The organism is Thermoanaerobacter sp. RKWS2 (assembly GCF_026240795.1).
GTDB lineage: Bacteria > Bacillota > Thermoanaerobacteria > Thermoanaerobacterales > Thermoanaerobacteraceae > Thermoanaerobacter > Thermoanaerobacter ethanolicus.
This window is the reverse complement of the sequence record NZ_CP110888.1, coordinates 1,301,403-1,321,994: the sequence shown is the minus strand read 5'-3', so window position 1 is coordinate 1,321,994 and position 20,592 is coordinate 1,301,403. Positions and strand designations below refer to the sequence as shown.

The window sequence follows — 20,592 nt, the reverse complement described above, 5'->3', positions numbered from 1 at the left end:
CACCCTTATATTACATAATTCTTTTAAACATCTTTTCTAACTGAGTTTTTGTTATAGCGATTATAACAGGTCTTCCGTGAGGACAGGTGTAAGGATTTTCTGTAATCTTCAAATCCTCAAAGAGTTTATAAATCTCTCTTTCAGATAAATTATCCATAGCTTTTACTGCAGCTTTACAAGCCATCATTATAATATTTTCTTCTTTTAAGGATATTTTATTGATAAGTTCCTTATCTTTAAGTTTTTCCACTATATCTATAAATAACTGCCTTGCTTCTGGCTGTCCTAAAATTACAGGCACCTCTCTTAATATTATAGAATTGTTCCCAAATTCCTCAAATACATAACCTAATTTATTTAAAAGCTCTTTTTCTTGATGAACAAGTTCTAAATCTCCTGGTTGTAATTCTACTACAATAGGAAATGTTACCTGCCTTGTTTGAATTTTTTCATATTGGGAAGTAAATTTTTCATATAAAATCCTTTCGTGGGCAGCATGTTGGTCAATTATATAGAATACATCTTCCCTTTCTACGATTATATAAGTAGAAAATAATGTGCCCACTATTTTTATGTCACTTATTTTTTTAGCAAGGTCATTTTTATTTACTTCTTCTTTTTCATACTCCTCATAAACAGCCAAATGGTTATCTAAACTACTATTTTTACTATTTTCTTTTAATACATTATCTTTTAAAAAGACGTTCTGACCTTTAAATTCATTGTCAAATTTCTTTTTTCCTTTTCTACTTCTTTATCAGAAGAAGTAAAGTATAATTTCGTCTGCTCAGCTGAAATAGTTGGAGTTTCAATTTTAAAGATATTCTTCTTTTCTTCAATTTTTACTTCTGGTATTAAGTTGTATTTATGAAGGCTATTCTTTATAGTTTTATAAACAGCTTCAAAAATTCTTCTTTCATCTGAAAATTTTATCTCTAATTTTGAAGGATGTATATTCACATCAATTTGCCTTGGGTCTATTTCCATGTACAAAAAAACGGCAGGATATCGATTTACAGGTATATAAGTCTTAAAAGCTTCATCGATAGCGGCTGAGAGGGTTTTATTTTTTACGTATCTTCCATTTACATAGAAAAATTGCATATTCCTATTTGAATAATTTAAAGAATTTTTACCTGCTAAAATCTTTAATTTCAAATCTTCACTTTCAAAAGAAGCTGACATAAGAGAAGAGTAGACTTCATTTCCAAAAAGCCTCAAAATTGCATCTTCTATATTTCCATTGCCTGATGTTATAAACTGCAGTTTCCTGTCTTTTACATATTTAAAAGAAACTTCAGGATGGGAAAGGCACAATTTAGTTACAACATCAGTTATATACATAGTCTCTGTTGAAGGACGTTTCAAAAACTTCCTTCGTGCCGGCGTATTAAAAAACACATCTCTTACTTCAATACTACATCCTTTTGCACAACCGCAATTGGTTTTTTCTACTACCTTCCCACCTTCCACAACAACTTTAGTACCCAATAAAGCTCCTTCTTCTTTAGTCTGTAAAGTTACGTGGGAAACTGCCGCAATACTAGCTAAGGCCTCTCCTCTAAAGCCTAATGTCCCTATATTATAAAGGTCATTGTCAGATTTTATCTTGCTGGTGGCGTGCCTTTCAAAAGCTAAAATAGCGTCTATTTCATTCATTCCACAACCGTCGTCAGATACCTTTATATAAGGAATGCCACCTTCTAAAATTTCCACTGTAATATTTTTGCTTCCAGCGTCAATAGAATTTTCAATTAATTCTTTCACTATAGAGGCAGGTCTTTCAACAACTTCTCCTGCAGAAATTTTATTTATTGTCTTTTCATCTAAAAGATGAATTTTATTCATAATACTCCGCTCCTCAAGGAGATTGCCTTCTCCTTTAATTCATATAAATAATTTAGAGCTTGAATAGGAGTCATGTTGTCCACATCGCAATTGGCTATATCATCAATTAGCGAATCCTTTGCCGTAGAAAAAATATCTATTTGAGTAAAGGCAAGTTGCTGTGATGCATTTTCTAATTCGGACTTTATGACCTTATCACTTTCCAAACTGTTCAATATCTCTTTTGCTCTTTCAACAATGCTATAAGGTAGTCCTGCTAATTTTGAAACTTGTATTCCATAGCTTTTATCAGCGCCACCAGGTACTATTTTTCGTAAAAATATTATGTCATCTTCTCTTTCTTCTACTGAAACATTATAATTCCTGACTCCCCTCATCTTGCCTTCAAGTTTTGTCAATTCATGATAGTGAGTAGCGAACAAAGTTTTAGCCTTTATCTTTTCATGAATATATTCAATAACTGCATGAGCTATACTCATACCATCATAAGTGCTTGTACCTCTTCCTACCTCATCTAGTATTATCAAACTTTTACTAGTGGCAGATTTTAATATATTTGCCACTTCAGACATTTCCACCATAAAGGTACTCTGTCCTGCAAAGATGTCGTCGGATGCTCCTACTCTTGTAAAGATCTTATCTACAATTCCAATTTTAGTGTAAGAAGCAGGGACAAAAGAGCCTATCTGCGCCATCAGTACAATTAAAGCAACCTGTCTCATGTAAGTAGATTTACCAGCCATATTAGGTCCCGTTATTATCATGATAGGATTTTCAGGACCAATATCTATATCATTTGCTACATAAGATTCATCAGAAATAGTCTCTATTACTGGATGTCTCCCTTCCTTGATGACTATTCTGTCACTATAATCTACTATCGGTTTTATATATCTATTTGTTTCCGCAACTTCTGCAAAGGAAATGAGTACATCTATTGTGGCTATATATTTTGCTGTGTTTTGTATTCTTACAATTTGTAGTTCTACTTTTTCTCTTATTTCGTTAAAAAGCTGATATTCAAGCTCAATTAATTTTTCTTCTGCTCCTAATATAGTCTCTTCTATTTCTTTAAGCTCAGGTGTCACATACCTTTCTGCATTTGCCAAAGTTTGTTTTCGTATGTATCTTTCAGGAACCTGTGGTATATTAGATTTTGTAACTTCAATATAATAGCCAAAAACTTTGTTGTAACCTATTCTCAAGTTCTTAATGCCTGTTTTTTCTCTTTCTTCAGCCTCAAGATTTGCGATCCAATTTTTACCTTCTGTTGAAGCCTTTCTTAGCTTATCTACTGTTTCATTATACCCGTCTTTTATGATATTTCCTTCTTTTAATTGAGTAGAAGGGTCATCTTTTATCGACTTATCTATTAATTCGTATATATCTTGTAAAGTATCAAATTTCTCGCATATCTCTTTTAAAAGCCTTGAATTGAACTTTTCTAATATTTCTTTGATGTAAGGCAAATTTTGCAGAGATAGCTTTATAGAAATAAAATCTTTTGGATTAATACTCTGGTAGACAATTTTGCTGGCCAATCTTTCTAAATCGTATATTTTGTTTAAAAATTGTTTTAAATCTTGGCGATTTTTATAATCATTAAAAAGTTCTTCAACTGCCTCCAGTCGAGCATCAATGTGCTCTTTGTTAAGCAAAGGCTCTTCCAGCCATTTTTTTAAAAGCCTTCCTCCCATAGGAGTTACAGTTTTATCTAAAACTCCTAATAAAGAGCCTTTTTTTGACTTGTTTCTATTAGACTCTAATATTTCTAAATTTTTTATTGCATTGCTGTCTAATCCCATATAGGAGTTATCTTCATATATAAGCAATTTGTTTATATGCTTTAAAGCAGTTTTTTGTAATTCTTGTAAATAGCTAAAAAGAGCCGCTAACGAATTAGCCATATAAGGCTTATCTTTTATACCTAATTCTTCGGATTTTTTATTAAATTGAGTTTCTATTAATTTAATTTTTTCTTCATAGTCAAGCTGCTTTTCATAGATATTTACAGCACAGTTATTATTCTTGAAAATTTTTATGTATTTATTATTTTTTAAAAAATCTTCATTAGCGATTATTTCTGAAGGAGCATACTTTGTTATTTCATCATAAACTCTTTTAATGTCTTTACAATTTTTAAGTTCTGTAGCGTATAAATCTCCCGTTGTTACATCAACAGCACAAATTCCATAATTGTCCCTTCCTTTAAAAACAGACACAAGGTAGTTATTTGTTTTTTCATCCATTGATTCAGGATTTATTATTGTCCCCGGAGTATATATTCTTACTACATCTCTTTTTACCAATCCTTTTGCTTTTGCAGGGTCTTCTAATTGTTCACAAATAGCAACTTTATATCCTTTCTTTATCAACTTGTCTATATAAAAGTCTGCTGCATGGTAAGGAACACCAGCCATTGGGGCTCTTTCTTCCGTTCCTGCGTCTCTCCCTGTCAAAGCTATTTCAAGCTCTTTAGCAGCAATTTCCGCATCTTCGTAAAACATCTCATAAAAATCTCCTAGGCGGAAAAAGAGTATTGCATCTTTATATTTTTCTTTTATTTTAAGGTATTGTTCCATCATTGGAGTGACGGCCATTTTTTTGCACCTCCGACTCCTCTTTATTATATCATAAAAATTAGCGCCCATATAGGCGCAGTTTTATCTTATAACTTCTACTAATTCTCCCTGCATTGTCCAAGCCTTTGTTTCAGTTATTTTAACATTAGCAAGTTTGCCGATAAGGCTTTCATCTCCCACAAAGTGGACTACTTTATTGGTTCGAGTTCGAGAGGTCAATTTATTACTGTCTCTTTTACTAATTCCTTCTATCAATACTTCCACAATTTTTCCTCTCAATTCTGCACTTTTTTCTAAGCTGATTTTGTTTTGCAACTCTATAAGTCTTTCTAAACGCTCATGTTTTACAGCATCATCTACTTGGTCTGGCATATTTGCCGCAACAGTGCCTGCTCTTTTAGAGTAAATAAAAGTATAAGCGGCATCAAATCGCACTCTTTCTACTAAATCCAACGTCTCCAAAAAATCTTCTTCTGTTTCACCTGGAAAACCTACGATTATATCTGTTGTTATCGCAATATCTGGAATGTTACTTCTTACTTTGTCAATAATTTCTAAATAGTGTTCTTTGGTGTATTTTCTATTCATCTTTTTTAAAATCTTGTTGCTACCAGCTTGTACAGGTAAATGCAAATGTTCACAAACTTTATCTAAATCCCTAATGGCATATATTAATTCATCGGAAATATCTTTAGGATGAGAGGTCATAAACCTTATTCTCTCAATTCCTTCAATATCATTTAGCTTGTAAAGTAGTTTTGCAAAAGTTATATCTTCATCAAGGTCTTTTCCGTAAGAATTTACATTTTGCCCTAATAAAGTGATTTCCTTATACCCTTTTTGGGCTAATTCTTTTACTTCTGCTATTATATCTTCTGGCTTTCTGCTCTTTTCTCTGCCTCTTGTATAGGGTACTATGCAATAGGTGCAAAAATTATTGCAACCATAAATAATATTAACCCATGCCTTTAAATTGCTGTCCCTTTTGACAGGTAACTCTTCAATTACATTTTTTGTATCTTCTATAATATCTATAACTATATCTTGAGAGTTCAAAGCCTCCCATAAAAGCTGTGGAAATTTATATATATTATGAGTGCCAAAAACAATATCTATATAGGAATATTTTTCTTTAATAGCTTCTACTACATTTTTTTCTTGCATCATACAGCCAGATACACCAATAATTAAATTAGGATTTCTAGCCTTCAATTCTTTCATTTGTGATACTCTTCCCAATACTCTTATTTCAGCATGTTCTCTTACAGCACAAGTGTTAAAAAGTAAAACATCAGCTTGTTCCAGATTTTCAGTATATTTATATCCCATCTTTTCTAGCATACCTGCCAATTTCTCCGAATCATGGACATTCATTTGGCAGCCGTAAGTTTCAATGTGATAATAAAGGTTTTTACCCTTATTTTCTTCTGCAATTTCTTTCATTATTTTTTCTTGTTTTTTTAATTCTTCTTCAGTCACATAAATATTGGTAGGCATTATTATTAACACCTCTTTTATCCCTGTGGAATAATTTTTTTGTAGAAAAAAGTTTTAATTGGTTCAAAATTGTATCTATATGGCAATATTATCTGCTCTGTGCTACCCACAAAAAATATACCGTTATCATTTAAAGACTCATAAAATTTTTTATATATTTTATCTTTAGCTGTATCATTAAAATATATTAACACATTTCTACAAATTAATAAATCTATATTTTTAGGATATTCATCATTTAACAAGTCATGCTTTTCAAATTGTACGCTTTTTCTAATATCTTCACTTATCTGATAACTTTTGTCATCAATTTTTCTAAAGAATTTTTTTAAATATTCTTGAGGTACTTTTTTTACACTCTCAGCCGAATATATACCTTTTTTAGCTTTTTCCAATACTCTTCCATCTATGTCTGTAGCAATAATTGTCACATCTTTTAAATCTATAAACTTTGTTAAAAGCATGGCTACAGAATAAGGTTCTTCTCCAGTAGAACAAGCTGCACTCCAGACTCTAAAACTTTTTTTATAATGTCAGGTAAAAGGTCTTTCTCTAAGATTTCCCACTGTGAAGGGTTCCTAAAAAATTCTGTCACATTAATAGTAATATAATTTAGAAACTCTTCATATAATGTCTTATTAACAGAGAGTTCATTAAAATATTCCTCATAAGAGCTAAATTTGTGACTAGTGATTAAAGATTCTAATCTTCTTTTCATCTGCTTTTCTTTGTATAAAGATAAATCTATTCCAGTCAATTTATGTATTTTTTTAACAAAGTCCTCATAACCTACCATAAATATGTTCACCCCTAATTATAGAAAAAAGTGGCTTTAAAAGCCACAAACAAACCAGATCCTTCATATTTTGAAGTTTAATCAGTAATTAACCACCTTCACTGGTTTTTCAAAGACTCCACGTTTGACCTCTGTTGCAGTCATGTTTTGTGCTCTTAACATTTTCGCTATATAGTTACAGGCATCCCACGGATTGACATCATCACCACAAGTAAATACGTCAACCGCGGCATAACCCAGTTCTGGCCAAGTATGGATAGTTATATGAGATTCTGATATGACCACTACTCCGCTTACGCCCTGGGGATTAAATTTATGGAAAGCAACTTCCCGTATCTCTGCGCCTGTCACTATTGCAGACTGAACCATTATGTCTTCGATTAATTCCAAGTTGTCTAAAATATTGCTATCGCACCCATAAATTTCTGCCAAAATGTGGCGACCCAAAGCATTCATTTTGTATCGTGCCTCCTTTACTAAAATAATGTATACATTCAATGATTTTAATTTTAGCAGATTTTTTTCTTTTGTCAAGGTTTTTTACATGACAGTTTAAAAATTTTTATTAAATATTTCTCCCAAGGTGATTCTAAGCTCTTGATGCTCTATTTCTGGAATATCTTCTTCTTCAAGAGGCACTTCTTTAAGATTTATTTTTTTATCTTGTTGGTTTATATTCAATATTTCTACTTTTATAGTATCATTTATTTTGTATGTTTTGATACTATTTTCTAAATTATTTTTATGAATCAATCCTTCTATCCCTGGTTCTAGCTGTACAAATACTCCAAAAGGCGTAATATTAGTAACAGTTCCCTTTAGCACGTCTCCTTCGTGATATTTTGTTTCTGCATTCTCCCACGGATCTGGCAATACTTTTCTCAGGCTCAAAGTAATTTTTTCTTTTTTTTCATCCACATTTAATATATAAACCGAGACTTTATCTCCAATTCCCAATACTTCTCGCGGATTTTTAATTCTTTCCCAGCTAATTTCACTTAGAGGGATAAAACCATCAAAACCTCCTATGTCTACAAAAGCTCCCTTATCTATTATGTTTTTTACTTTTCCTTCTACTATGTCTCCTTCTTTCAAATTAGATAAAAGCGCTTTTTTAACTTTTTCTCTTTCTAGTTTCAGTACTTCTTTTTGAGATCCAACAATCTTCTTGCCGGGAATATACTCAATTATTCGAAGCCGCAAAGTTTTACCTAAATATTCATTTAATTTATCGACATAATGTAATTCCAGTTGAGAAGCAGGAATAAAAACCTTAGCTCCTAATGAGTAGGCAATCACTCCGCCTTTTACAACCTCAATAATTTCTCCTTCAATTATCTCTTTATTTTTATAGGCTTTTTCAATTTTTTCTCTGCTCAGCTTATCATCAGCCATAACTTTAGAGGCTAATACATTTCCTTCATCATTTTCCACACTTATTATATATAAATCTAACTCATCATCAACATTGAAGGTCTTTTTTACATCAAAATTAGGATTTAAAGAAAGTTCATTTTTAGGCACAAAAGCATCTGATTTATAGCCAATATTTGCAATAATCCCCTCATCAGAAACTTTTATCACTTTTCCCTTGACAATGTCTCCAGGTCGCAACGTCTTAAAAGTATAACCTTCTAAAAAATCACTCATCCCCATCTTCCCCTTTTAAAAATCTAATTTTCTCTATCACGTCTTCTATCACATAATCGGGGGTTGAAGCTCCTGCTGTTACTCCTATAATCTCATGGTCTTTTACCATCTCAAGAGTCAATTCCTCTGCATCTTCTATATGAAAAGTGTTTTTACAATTTTTTTCACATATCTTTTTTAGTTTTTGAGTATTAGAACTATGTTTCCCCCCAATTACAAACATTACATCTACCTTTTTTGAAAGCTCATCAGCAGCATCTTGTCTTTTTTGTGTAGCATCGCATATAGTATTAAAAAAAATAAGGTCTTTAACTTTTAGCTTTATTACTTCTAAAATATCTTTCCAATGCTTTTCAATGAGAGTAGTTTGAGCAACTGCACATGCCTTTTCTAATTGAGGTAATTCATAAGCTTCTTCAATTGAATTTACCACATAAGCGGTGTCATCACACCATCCGTTTACTCCTATTACTTCTGGATGATTTCTATCTCCTACAATGATAATAGAGTAGCCCTTGTGGTAGTACTCATAAACTATATTTTGGACCTTTTTTACAAATGGGCAGGTAACATCTATGACTTCAACTCCTTTTTTAGCGAGAAAGTCGTATAATTTTTTAGACACCCCATGACTTCGGATAATTAATTTATCGCCCTCAGTCAATTTATCCAGCTCTTCTTCTTCAATAACATTAACCCCTTTTTTCGATAAGTCCGATATAACTTGTGGATTATGAATAATTTCACCTAAAGTATATATTTTCTTTCCATCACCTTTTTCAATTTCCTGATATGCAGTTTCAATAGCTCTTTTTACTCCAAAGCAAAAACCTGCATACTCAGCAATCAATATTTTCATTCTTTACCTCCTACAGCAATTTTGCAATTTCTTGCATTATTTCCTCTCCAATAGCAGAAAGTCTCTCGGAGGAAAGTTTAGAATTAGCATATTTTTCAAAAGTTATTGGTTTACCGATATTTATAATAATCTTAGAAAAAAGGCGATATTTCCCTTTAATTCCTATAGGTACTACAGGAGCATTCCCTTTAATTGCTAATAAGGCAACCCCTGGTTCAGCCTTTTGAAGTTTTCCGGTTTTACTTCTTGTACCTTCAGGGAAAATTCCAATTGCTCTTCCTTTTTTTAAGTAAGATAAAGCAGTCTTGATAGCTGATAAATCAGCTGTACCTCTTTTGACAGGAAAAGCTCCTAAGCCTGTCCCTAAAAGAAGCTTTAAAAAAGGATTTTTAAAAAGCTCTTCTTTTGCCATAAAGTATATTCGCCTGTTTAAAAGTGCTCCTATGACAGGAGGATCTAGAAGACTTATATGGTTAGGGCATATGATTACTGGGCCTTTTTTAGGAATATTTTCAAGTCCTCTTACTTCTATTCTAAACATCACTTTTATAATTACTAATACTATAATTTTAGCAATATAATAAAACATACTTAAATTTCCCCTTTTAATCCTTCCTTTATAATATTGTACAGTTTTTCTAAAACTTCCTCTTCTGAAAGATATGTAGTATCAATGACAATAGAATCTTCAGCAATTTTTAGAGGAGATGTATCTCTCTGTGAATCTATGGTGTCACGATTTTCTATTTCTTTTAACACCTCGTAATAACTTACATTTACATTTTTAGTTTTAAGTTCTCTATAACGCCGTTTTGCCCTTTCTTCTAAAGAAGCAGTTAAAAAAATTTAAACTGTGCATCAGGCAGCACAACTGTTCCTATGTCTCTTCCATCCATTACTACATTTTTGCCTTCAGCAATTTTCCTTTGTTTTTGCACTAAAATTTCTCTCACTTTAGGTATTTTAGATACCAAAGATACTTTTTCAGAAACCTCCGGTTTTCTTATTTCTTCAGAAATGTCTTTTCCATCTAAAAAAATTTTTTCTCCTTCTAAGATGATATCAGCACTTTGCACAATATCAGCTATTTTGTTTTCTTCAATAAGATTTACCCCCTGTTGGATGGCCTTATATGTAATGGCTCTATACATAGCACCTGTATCGATATAGGTATAATTTAAAAGTTTAGCTAATTTTTTTGCAACAGTGCTCTTGCCAGCTCCAGCCGGCCCATCTATTGCTATTTTTACAGTCAATACTATCACCTCAAACTAAGTCTGGACGCAGTTTTTTTGCTTCTTTCAAATAAACGTGTTTAACCTCTTTATCTTCACTTAAATTTGTAAAAATCGCAACTCTTATGCAATGGCTGAGACTGCCTTTTACCTCCATTTCTTGTAGGCACATCATAGGTATTGAGGTCATACCCATATTCCTAACTGCTTCGGCAGGGTAAACCGCATCTAAATCTTTAGTAGCACTAAAAAAAATAGAAATTATGTTTTTCTCTTCTAATTCATTTGCTTTAATAATTTCTTCAATGAGAATAGTAGTATCCTTTAAAATATCTTCTTTTGTATTTTTGGAAGTTATAGCACCTCTTATGACTTTTATAGGGCATTCTCCTCTCCTATCATCTTTTGTCTTTTTTATATTATAGCATAATTACCCTTTACAAATAAATCATTTCAGCCTAATCATACATATTTTTTGTATATTCTTATCTACTTTAACTACAGTGGTATTTTGCGGCTCAATTACATTTTCACTAATTGCTACTACTTTAAAATGAAGAGGTTCCTTTTCTCTGGTGCCATCTATTTCCAAAATTTGATTGGGCCTTACTGTAATAGTAATAGACTTGGTAGAAAAATTTGCAACTGGCTCTCCGTCTAGCAATACAAAGGAATTTAATGCTTTATCCTTTTCTACAACCTCAATTGTCACTTTACCTTCTTGCGAAAGATTAGAATTTAAATTAATCCCCTCTAATCTTTGTGTAGAACTTAAAAAAACTTTTATATCGTCATTTGTCATCAAAAGTTGAGTTATAGCTATACTTAAAAGCCCTAACATTATCAATACTACAAGAATACTTTCACTGTCAATATATCTGTATTTTTTCCTTTTGACTCTTTTTCCCATATTTATCCTCCTTTTCTTATTATATCTTATGCAAAATAAATAAAAAAATGCGGTTTCCCGCATTTCACATTCACGCATTGATTCCTGCCACATATCCCGTAGAAAAGGCGATTTGCAAGTTGAATCCACCGGTAAATCCATCCACATCTATAATTTCACCTGCAAAAAATAAGCCTTTTATTATTTTAGACTCCATTGTAGAGGGATTTATTTCTTTTATACTTACTCCACCACCTGTAACAATAGCTTCTCTTATAGGCCTTAGGCCTTTTACCTTAAAAGTAAGATTTTTTAAGCTATTGACCAATTTTTTTCTTTCATTTTTGGTTATTTCCCTAACTTTTTTATCAGGTTCTATATTCGCCCTTTTTATAACATATAGGATTAATGAATGAGGCAATAAATCTTCCAAGGCATTTTTCAGATTTTTATTTTGGTACTTATTAAAATCTCTTAATACTCTTTCCTCCAGCTTTTCAACATTAAGTCCCGGCTTTAAGTCAATTTTTATTACCACTTCTCCCTTACCTAAGTAGTCATGTAAAAACCTGCTTAAGGTGAGTATTGCAGGGCCTGACAACCCAAAATGGGTAAAAAGCATTTCTCCAAACTCTTCTCTTATTAATTTCTCTCCAAAAAAAGCAGAAACTTTGACATTTTTAAGAGTGAGTCCCATCAATTCTCTTACATTTTCATATGTAACAATCGGCACTAAGGAAGGAAATGGCTCTATAATTGTGTGCCCCAATTTCTTAGCAATTTCATACCCATCACCAGTAGAGCCAGTCGTAGGATATGACACTCCTCCTGTTGCTAATATTACACTATCGCAGTTTAAAACACTCTCATCAACACTTATGCCCTTTACGTGTTTATTTTCCACTATCACATCACTTACTCTGCAGTTATAATTTATCTTTACTCCATATTTTTTAAGGATATTCACAAAAAAATCTCTCACTTCTATTGATTTATCTGAAACCGGAAAAACCCTTAAGCCTCTTTCTACTTTAGTTTTAAGCCCATTTTTATTTAAAAACTCTATTAAATCCTTATTAGAAAACTTGCTAAAAGCGCTATATAAAAATTTACTATTGCCTGGAATATTCTCGAAAAATTCTTCTTTGTCAGCAAAATTCGTAATATTACACCTTCCATTACCTGTAACTAATAATTTTTTACCTAAAATGTTATTCCTCTCAAATATACTTACTTCTTTTCCCATCATAGCTGCTGATAAAGCTGCCATCATTCCTGCTGGACCGCCGCCTACTACAAATATTTTTTTCATATTATTTTTTCATCTCTCCTCAAATGACAAGTATCGTTAAATAGCACTAAAACAGTTTTTCCATCTTCTTTAACATCTATTATATTAAGAGAAGTATTATCAAGTCTAAATCTAGGATAAAAACTTAAGTCAATTCCTAAAAGCCCTAAAATCAGTGCTTTTATAGAAGTCCCATGAGAAACAATCAATATATTTTTTCCTTTATTCTCTTCAACTATCTTCAAAGTATTTTTTACCATTCTCTTTTGAACTTCTTCTAAAGTTTCTCCTTTTTCTATATTAGCTTTAACAGGATTTGTTTTCCATAATGTATATATTTCTTTATACAATTCATTAATTTCTTCCGATGTAAGCCCTTCCCATATACCAAAGGACATTTCTCTAAACTCAGGAATTTTCTGAACTTCTAATCCCAACTCTTTTGCAATTATTTGTGCAGTTACATAAGCTCTTTTTAAATCACTTGAATATATACAATCTATTTTCTCATTTTTTAATCGACTCGCCAGTAGTTCAGCCTGTTTTAAACCTGTAGGTGTCAAATCAATATCCTGCACACCTTGCATTTTATTGTGTAAATTCCACTCTGATTGCCCGTGACGTGCTATATATAGTCGTGTAGTCATACAATTCCTCCTTAAGTTTTATGCGAAATTAAGGTAAAAGATTTGATCTGCGTAAGAAAGCTTTGACACCTCCCATTTTCTCTCTTTTAATGGAATTTTCTTAAAAGGCAAGCCTAACTCATTTATAAATTTTTCAAATCGCTCATCCAGCCAAGGAGGTGTCCAAATACCCGACCTACAAATGTGTATAACCCCTATCAAATTCTCTTTTGGTAATTCTTCTACAGATTTATAATACTGTATATTGTAAAGATTGTTAAAGTCCTCAAAATCTGAAGGCTTTTCAAAGGTGTAAGGGCTATATACAATGTTGGCTCTTTTTACTATACCTTCTTTTAAAAGTTTACCTAGCCAATTAGCACAATTTAATTCAAAATCCAGTGAAGGTAGTCCACCATATCCTAAATCAGAATGGGCATCAAAAGAAATTACTTCAGAACACTCAAAATTTTTTGCCAAATAATAGGCAACTTTATGGGATTCAGAGACAAAAATTTTAATATTTTTATCAAACTCAAACTGTGTCTTTATTTTATCCCAGAAGCCTTTTATGACTTTACCTACTTTTATAGTCTTTTCCAAATCTTCTCCCTCTAATTTCCCTTTTATATATCTCTTATACCACAGTTGAGTCAAATTTTTATCATTTTCTATATAAGAGAAAAACCACTCTTTTTAGAAGGTATAAAATAATCCCAATCTACAGTTAGAAGACTCCTTACCATAAAGAAGCCTCCTCTGATAAGCTTTTTATAATATTTTACCATATAAAAAAGACCTTCAATTGAAGGCCTTTATAAGATAGTGTCAAGATACTGTAGGATTTTTTAAGACAACCCCTGAAACTTAGTTAATTTCAGCCTTCAACTTATCATGCTTTTTATATAACTTGTGCATATTTTAATGCTCTTAAAACCCTATATATTGGCGTTACTTTCCCTATATTCAAAACTGTAATATTGTTTATCTTTTCATTTGTAGACGTTTTAACTCTCCTCACTGCCTCTTTTATTTGCTTCTTCGTTAAATTATAACTCCCAGCATTGATATTCTTTTTCTTACCCCATTCTGCTTCTCTTAAGTCTCCTCCATTCTTGCTGAATACCCTTAATTTCGCCATTAACTTTAATCCTTCTCTACTCCACCCTAATGGATTCCTGCTTAATCTGGCTGAAAATACATGGCTTATATGCCCTTCTGCACTGCACCCTATTACATCTTCGTCTTTGTTGTATATCACTATCCCTTCCCAATTGTTTAGTATGTATCTCTTACTCCTTTTATCTTCTCTTTCTCTTCCTCCTCCACTCTCTTTATTAGTTCATCAAATATCTTCTTCACTCCTTCTTTATCCCCTTCATTTATTGCTCTCCATATCTTATCCCTATACTTTGGCTCTTTCGATGTAGCTTTTAATACGTATTTGTTTAAATGATATCTGTCTAGTACAAACCTTGATTTTAATATCCATTTTAATCCCTCTTTTATCCACGGTGCTCCATCTCCTGCTATGTATATCTTCTCTATCTTCTCTTCCTTGTAATTTTCTTCTATGTAATTTGCTACATCTATCCATATGTCTTCAGCTTTCTCTCCTACATATGCTTTGTAATAGACATTCTTCAGTACGTTCCTTCCGTTTTTCTCTTCTCTACCTTCATGTATGTATACTAATCGTGGAGTTTCATCTCTCCCGTCCTGTAAAGGTACATGGTCTTCATCTGCCTCTATGTATAATACCCTTACCTCTTTCTTCTCTTTTATTTCTCTCTTTACTTCTACTTCACCTACTTCCCTTATTGCGTTTAATACCGTCTGTTTACTTAACTCCTCTGGACATGCTTTTTTACTACTTCTCTCATATGATTCTTCTATCGCGTTTTCTACTAACTTTATTTTTACTCCCTTTTCTATCCTATCGTGCCGTCCTATCTCTAATGCATCATCCACCAAATATGTATATCTTCCATCCTCTTTAGATTTGTAATATGTCCTCTCATATTCAATATCCCCAAGGACTGTCGTTAATCTCTTTTTATCTTTCCTCTCTACTACCCATTTTTCTTTCCTTCTGTTATCTTCTTTTATTATCCTATCTAACTCTTCAATAATTGCTTCTATTGCATCTCTACCTAATTTGTCCGTGAGTTCCTTTATCCTTGCTGCAAGCTCTGTAATATTCATTCCTTTATTTAATAAATCACCAAAAATTTCTACTACTTCCTTAGTGAAATTTAGAGCATTTTGTAGTATAATATCCTCAAAGATATGTTTTTTCACAAGAGACACCCCTTTCTGTGATGTTTTGTTTCCAAGTTCTATTTTATCACAGGGGTTGTCTCTTGTTTTTTTCACTCAAAAAATCCTACGATAATTTTACACTATGCCTTTATAACCAACCTCTAATTTTCATAGCTTCATAGACTCGTTTAATCGATATCATGTAAGCTGCTGTCCTCATATCAACTTTGTACTGTTGTGCTAATTCATATATAGCGTTAAAAGCATTTACCATCATAATTTCCTGTCTTTCTTCTACTTCTTTTTCTGTCCAATAATAATTCATGAGATTTTGTACCCATTCAAAATATGAGACTATTACTCCTCCTGAATTAGCTAAAATATCTGGAACTACAAACACGCCTTTTTCTGCTAAAATTTTATCTGCTTCAGGGGTGGTAGGACCATTTGCTCCCTCGCAAATTATTTTCGCCTTTACATCTGGCGCATTTGCAGAAGTTATCTGGTTTTCTAAAGCTGCTAAAGCTAAAATATCTACATCCATTGTTAAAAGCTCTTCATTTGTTATACTGGTTGTTCCCTCAAAATTGCAAACTGTTCCTGTCTTATTTACATGCTCTACTAATTTTTCGACATCAATTCCATCTTTATTGTATATACCTCCATACACATCACTTACTGCCACAATTTTAGCTCCTAATCTATGAAGATTTAAAGCTGTGTAACTTCCAACATTTCCAAAGCCCTGTACAGCTGATGTACAATTTTTGGAATCCATCTGTAAACGTTTTACAGCCTCCCGTGCCATCAATGCAACTCCATATCCAGTTGCAGCAGTTCTTCCCTTAGAACCACCATATATCAAAGGTTTTCCTGTAATGACCGCAGGGCTATTGTAGCCTACAATTTTGTTATACTCATCTACCATCCAAGCCATAATTTGCATGTTAGTATTTACATCTGGAGCTGGTATATCTTTATTAGGACCAATTATACTGACTATTGCTCTTATATAGCCCCTGCTTAACCTCTGCAACTCATCGTTAGATAATTCTTTTGGATTTACCACTACTCCGCCTTTTGCTCCCCCGTATGGCAGCCCAACTACCCCACATTTAAATGTCATCCACATGGATAAGGCTTTTACTTCATCTAATGTAACATCAGGATGAAATCTTATTCCACCTTTTGTGGGCCCTAATGCGTCATTGTGTTGGGACCTATAACCTTTAAAGACTTTTACTGTACCATCATCCATCTGCACAGGAATGGAAACTTCTAATACTCGCATAGGTTCCTTTAAAAGTTCGTAAACAGATTCTTCTAACCCCAGCAAATCACAAGCATTTTTAATCTGTTTTTGCGCAATAATCAAAGGATTTAATGACTCTTTTGACATTTTATTATCCTCCTAATTTTAAAATTTTGAAGCAAATAAATCGATTTCTAAATTATATATTCTACAAATTTTTTAATAATCCTTCAAAAATTTTATTATTAATTTGGCTTTGAGAAATATACTCCATATTCATCCCAAATACTTTCCAATTTTTCAAAAGTATCCGTTATTTTCTCTTTTTCTTTGAGACCCACAGCTACAACAAGAGCATTGACAAGACTTAGCGGTGCCACTAATGAATCCACAAAAGAAGCCATGTTGCTTTTCGCAATTAATATCTCATCAGCAACAGAGGTAAGAGGAGAAATTAAACTGTCTGTTATTGTAACGATTTTTGCATTCTGAGATTTTGCATATTTCAGCACATCTAATGTTCTTTTTGAGTATCTCGGAAAACCAATTCCTATCACTAAATCATTTTCACTAACTCTGAGAATTTGCTCGAAAACATCTGATACGCCGGCTTTAACGACTGACACATTTTCCCGTATTAAATTTAAATAAAATCCCAAATATTCTGCAATGACAATAGAACTTCTGGAACCTATTATATAAATTTTTGTAGCATTGATGATATCTGAAACGACTCTTCTAAAGTCATCCTTATTTATTTCATTTATGGTCTCTTTTATGTTTTCTATGTCGGCTTTTAGTACATTATTCAATATAGCAATTTCATCTGTCTCTTCTGTCATTTCTAACCTTTGGACTGTTGTAAGTTTATTTTTTATAAGCTCTTGCAGTGCATTTTGAAGTTCTGGATATCCATTATAGCCTAAAGTATTAGCAAATCTTACAACAGTTGATTCACTTACATTTATGCTGGCTCCCAATTTTGCAGCTGTCATAAAAGCTGCCTTATCATAATGATTTATAATGTACTCTGCTATTATCTTTTGGCTTTTGCTTAATTTTGTATAATTATCTTGTATCCTTTTTATCAAATCATCTGTTTTTGCCATATTTCACTACACCTCATTTTTACAAGATTATAGCCCTCTGTCAATGCTCTTTTGTTAATCTCTTCTGTGCCTGGAGGTACTCTATTTAAAACAGCTCTTTCCAAAGATTCTTTTGTTACTACATTAGTTAACTCTGCTATTACACCTAAAGATATTATATTCGCCACAAAAGCTCTTCCAATTACCTCTTGTGCAGTTTTTATTATGGGAAGTCGGACAACTTTTTGGGCATCTTCATCATTAGGAATTATTGATTCATCTATTATAATTATTCCATTTTCTTTCATGTCATTTTTATAACATAAATAGGCAGAAGGCGCAAGAGTAAGTAGTACGTCTGGCTTTAATACCTTAGGATACGTTATATATTCATCACTTATTATTATTTCTGCTTTGCTGGACCCCCCTCTTGCCTCAGGACCATAGGACTGACTTTGAACACTATTTTTACCATCCAATATTGCAGCTTCCGCCAAAATTATTCCTGCAAGGATTAAACCTTGCCCTCCTGAACCACTTAATCTTATCTCTATTGAACTCATTTGTAATTCACCTTCAAATTATTTAACATTTTTTGATATTCTTCTACAAATTCAGGCTCATCAATATTTAAAAGCTCTCCAATAATAAATTTGTCATGAAACTCTTCAGGGTCCATTTTACTACCTTGTTTTATGTCTACTGCATGGTCTTTTAACCACTTTAGCATATCTGCAGGTGTTCCTTTTTTATTTTTTCTTCCATAGTAAGTAGGACATATACTTAAAGCTTCAATGAAGGAAAAACCTTTATGAGAAATTCCTCTTTCAATTAGTTTTGTCAATTGTTGAACATGGTAAGCAGTACCCCTAGCTACATAAGTAGCACCTGCTCCAATAGCCAATTTGCAAATATCAAAATACCTATCAATATTTCCGTAAGGTGTAGTAGTAGCTCTGTCAAATCGTGGAGTCGTTGGAGAATACTGTCCTCCTGTCATTCCATAAATATGGTTGTTGTACATCACTACAGTTAAGTCTATATTTCTTCTGCAAGCATGAATAAAGTGATTACCTCCAATAGCCGCATTATCTCCATCTCCAGTAATAACTATTACTGTAAGCTCAGGATTAGCAAATTTAATACCTGTTGCAAAAGCAATAGCTCTTCCATGGGTAGTATGCAAAGTATTAAAATCCAAGTATCCTGATGCCCTTGCAGAACAACCAATTCCAGATACAATACATACCTTGTTTTGATCAAGTCCTAAGTTGTCAATTGCTCTTACAATAGCTGACGTTACTATTCCATTGCTGCAACCTGGACACCAAATATTTGGTAACGTTTCTTTTCTAAAATACCTTTCTACTAACTCAGAAGCCATTTTAAAAACTCTCCTTTATCTTCTCTACAATATCAAAAGGAGTAAAAAACTCTCCATTAAATTTGTTAATTTTTCCTACATAGGTATTCCCTTTGATAATTCTATCTACTTCATAGTAAAGTTGCCCTGTATTCATTTCAACTACAAACACTTTCTTAAATCTAGGATATATTTCCCTCAATTTTTCATCAGGGAAAGGCCATATGGTTATAGGTTTAAAAAGTCCAACTTTTATTCCTTCTTTTTTAAGTTCTTGCATCGCCGCTTCACAAGCTCTGGCAGAAGAACCAAAGGAGATAAGAAGTATATCTCCACCTTCAGCATCTTTTTCTTCAAACATTACTATGTCTTTTTTATTGTTTTCAATTTTTCCTATCAATCTTTTTATCAATTTTTCTGTTACTTTAGGGTCATTTGTAGGCAATCCTTTTTCATTGTGGGCAAGTCCTGTTACGTGAAATCTAAAACCTTTACCAAAGGGTGCTAAAGGTGCAACTCCATTTTCTATATACTGGTAAGGTAAGTAGTTCTCTTTGTCTTGGGGCATGGGTCGTTCAAAAATTTCTACATCTTTATATTCATCCAAATTAACTGCTTCTCGTAGATGACCTATAACTTCATCCATAAGTAAAATTACAGGTGTCCTGTATTTTTCAGAAAGATTAAAAGCTTGAATAGTAATATAGTAAGCTTCCTTTACAGAAGATGGTGATAAAACGATTATAGGATGGTCTCCATGAGTTCCCCATCTGGATTGCATTACATCTCCTTGTGCAGGGGAAGTAGGCATTCCTGTGCTCGGACCCATTCGTTGAACATCTACTATAACACATGGAATTTCTGCCATAGCGGCGAAGCCTATGTTTTCTTGTTTTAAAGAAAACCCAGGACCCGATGTAGCAGTCATTGCTTTTAATCCAGTAAGGGAGGCTCCTATAACTGCTGCCATGCTGGCGATTTCATCTTCCATTTGAATAAATTTCCCACCTACAAAAGGAAGTTTTTCGGCACAAAGTTCAGCAATCTCAGTAGAGGGAGTTATTGGATATCCTGCATAAAATTTTAGTCCAGCATCTATAGCTCCTTCCACTACCGCTTCATTTCCTTGCATCAATACCGTAGGCATCATTCTTTCACCTCTAAATATATGGCAAAATCAGGACACCGGAGCTCGCAAAGGCCGCATTTAGTGCATTTATCCGCATCTATTAGTCTAACTTTACCATTTTTTAGTTCCAATACTTTAACAGGACAAAATTCTACACAAATGCCGCAGCCTTTGCACCATTCTTCTATTATTACGAGCTCTTTATTTTTTACCAATTTATCACCC

General features: G+C 32.8%; 16 protein-coding genes and 5 pseudogenes. All 21 read right to left on the bottom strand.

The features are described from left to right. Nucleotides 1-10 precede the first annotated feature (10 nt). The 21 genes and pseudogenes from mutL to OEI98_RS06725 all read right to left on the bottom strand — a co-directional run bounded on the left by mutL (nucleotide 11) and on the right by OEI98_RS06725 (nucleotide 20,582). Nucleotides 11-1,848: pseudogene (gene mutL / locus OEI98_RS15055) on the bottom strand (DNA mismatch repair endonuclease MutL). Further along, nucleotides 1,845-4,448 (bottom strand): DNA mismatch repair protein MutS, encoded by a 2,604-nt coding sequence (mutS, locus tag OEI98_RS06820; protein ID WP_004396260.1) that lies wholly within the window; start codon nucleotides 4,446-4,448, stop codon nucleotides 1,845-1,847. The pseudogene mutL and the gene mutS overlap by 4 nt, the downstream one beginning before the upstream one ends. Nucleotides 4,449-4,511: 63 nt before the next feature. After that, entirely contained in the window at nucleotides 4,512-5,927 is a 1,416-nt protein-coding gene (miaB, locus tag OEI98_RS06815; RefSeq protein WP_003869101.1) for a tRNA (N6-isopentenyl adenosine(37)-C2)-methylthiotransferase MiaB, read from the bottom strand. Between the two features lie 17 nt (nucleotides 5,928-5,944). Then, nucleotides 5,945-6,723, bottom strand: a pseudogene (locus tag OEI98_RS06810) (CheR family methyltransferase). 81 nt (nucleotides 6,724-6,804) lie between these two features. Beyond that, on the bottom strand, nucleotides 6,805-7,179 hold the full coding sequence (speD, locus tag OEI98_RS06805) for an adenosylmethionine decarboxylase (RefSeq protein WP_003866794.1): 375 nt from the start codon (nucleotides 7,177-7,179) through the stop codon (nucleotides 6,805-6,807). A 96-nt stretch (nucleotides 7,180-7,275) separates the two neighbouring features. Beyond that, complete coding sequence (locus tag OEI98_RS06800) at nucleotides 7,276-8,379, bottom strand: 30S ribosomal protein S1 (RefSeq protein WP_083379561.1); 1,104 nt, start codon at nucleotides 8,377-8,379, stop codon at nucleotides 7,276-7,278. Continuing rightward, nucleotides 8,366-9,232 (bottom strand): 4-hydroxy-3-methylbut-2-enyl diphosphate reductase, encoded by an 867-nt coding sequence (locus tag OEI98_RS06795; RefSeq protein WP_004396272.1) that lies wholly within the window; start codon nucleotides 9,230-9,232, stop codon nucleotides 8,366-8,368. The genes OEI98_RS06800 and OEI98_RS06795 overlap by 14 nt, the downstream gene beginning before the upstream one ends. A gap of 10 nt (nucleotides 9,233-9,242) precedes the next feature. Beyond that, nucleotides 9,243-9,821, bottom strand: coding sequence for a lysophospholipid acyltransferase family protein (locus OEI98_RS06790; protein ID WP_004396274.1), 579 nt, complete (start codon nucleotides 9,819-9,821; stop codon nucleotides 9,243-9,245). A 2-nt stretch (nucleotides 9,822-9,823) separates the two neighbouring features. Further along, nucleotides 9,824-10,488 (bottom strand): annotated as a pseudogene (gene cmk / locus OEI98_RS06785) ((d)CMP kinase). Nucleotides 10,489-10,498: 10 nt separating this feature from the next. After that, nucleotides 10,499-10,837, bottom strand: coding sequence for a chorismate mutase (gene aroH, locus OEI98_RS06780; RefSeq protein WP_266040606.1), 339 nt, complete (start codon nucleotides 10,835-10,837; stop codon nucleotides 10,499-10,501). 78 nt (nucleotides 10,838-10,915) lie between these two features. Continuing rightward, nucleotides 10,916-11,377: a hypothetical protein gene (locus OEI98_RS06775; protein ID WP_003870670.1), complete on the bottom strand. Its 462-nt coding sequence runs from the start codon at nucleotides 11,375-11,377 to the stop codon at nucleotides 10,916-10,918. A 70-nt stretch (nucleotides 11,378-11,447) separates the two neighbouring features. Then, a complete protein-coding gene (locus OEI98_RS06770; RefSeq protein ID WP_266040387.1) occupies nucleotides 11,448-12,668 on the bottom strand; it encodes an NAD(P)/FAD-dependent oxidoreductase in 1,221 nt (406 codons plus the stop codon). Next, complete coding sequence (locus OEI98_RS06765; protein ID WP_006570430.1) at nucleotides 12,665-13,294, bottom strand: histidine phosphatase family protein; 630 nt, start codon at nucleotides 13,292-13,294, stop codon at nucleotides 12,665-12,667. The genes OEI98_RS06770 and OEI98_RS06765 overlap by 4 nt, the downstream gene beginning before the upstream one ends. 18 nt (nucleotides 13,295-13,312) lie before the next feature. After that, nucleotides 13,313-14,019, bottom strand: a pseudogene (locus OEI98_RS06760) (arginase). 155 nt (nucleotides 14,020-14,174) lie between these two features. Beyond that, nucleotides 14,175-15,478, bottom strand: a pseudogene (locus OEI98_RS06755) (ISLre2 family transposase). Between the two features lie 205 nt (nucleotides 15,479-15,683). Then, nucleotides 15,684-16,934 carry a Glu/Leu/Phe/Val family dehydrogenase gene (locus tag OEI98_RS06750; RefSeq protein ID WP_003870662.1) on the bottom strand — a complete coding sequence of 417 codons (1,251 nt, stop codon included), beginning with the start codon at nucleotides 16,932-16,934 and terminating at the stop codon, nucleotides 15,684-15,686. Between the two features lie 98 nt (nucleotides 16,935-17,032). Continuing rightward, nucleotides 17,033-17,896: a MurR/RpiR family transcriptional regulator gene (locus OEI98_RS06745; protein WP_003870661.1), complete on the bottom strand. Its 864-nt coding sequence runs from the start codon at nucleotides 17,894-17,896 to the stop codon at nucleotides 17,033-17,035. Further along, nucleotides 17,875-18,438: a 2-oxoacid:acceptor oxidoreductase family protein gene (locus tag OEI98_RS06740; RefSeq protein ID WP_004396286.1), complete on the bottom strand. Its 564-nt coding sequence runs from the start codon at nucleotides 18,436-18,438 to the stop codon at nucleotides 17,875-17,877. The genes OEI98_RS06745 and OEI98_RS06740 overlap by 22 nt, the downstream gene beginning before the upstream one ends. After that, on the bottom strand, nucleotides 18,435-19,259 hold the full coding sequence (locus OEI98_RS06735; protein WP_004396288.1) for a 2-oxoacid:ferredoxin oxidoreductase subunit beta: 825 nt from the start codon (nucleotides 19,257-19,259) through the stop codon (nucleotides 18,435-18,437). The genes OEI98_RS06740 and OEI98_RS06735 overlap by 4 nt, the downstream gene beginning before the upstream one ends. 1 nt (nucleotide 19,260) lies before the next feature. Continuing rightward, nucleotides 19,261-20,388 (bottom strand): 2-oxoacid:acceptor oxidoreductase subunit alpha, encoded by a 1,128-nt coding sequence (locus OEI98_RS06730; RefSeq protein ID WP_004396290.1) that lies wholly within the window; start codon nucleotides 20,386-20,388, stop codon nucleotides 19,261-19,263. Then, nucleotides 20,385-20,582: an ATP-binding protein gene (locus OEI98_RS06725; RefSeq protein WP_003870657.1), complete on the bottom strand. Its 198-nt coding sequence runs from the start codon at nucleotides 20,580-20,582 to the stop codon at nucleotides 20,385-20,387. Before OEI98_RS06725 ends, OEI98_RS06730 begins: the two co-directional genes overlap by 4 nt. Nucleotides 20,583-20,592: the final 10 nt, after the last annotated feature.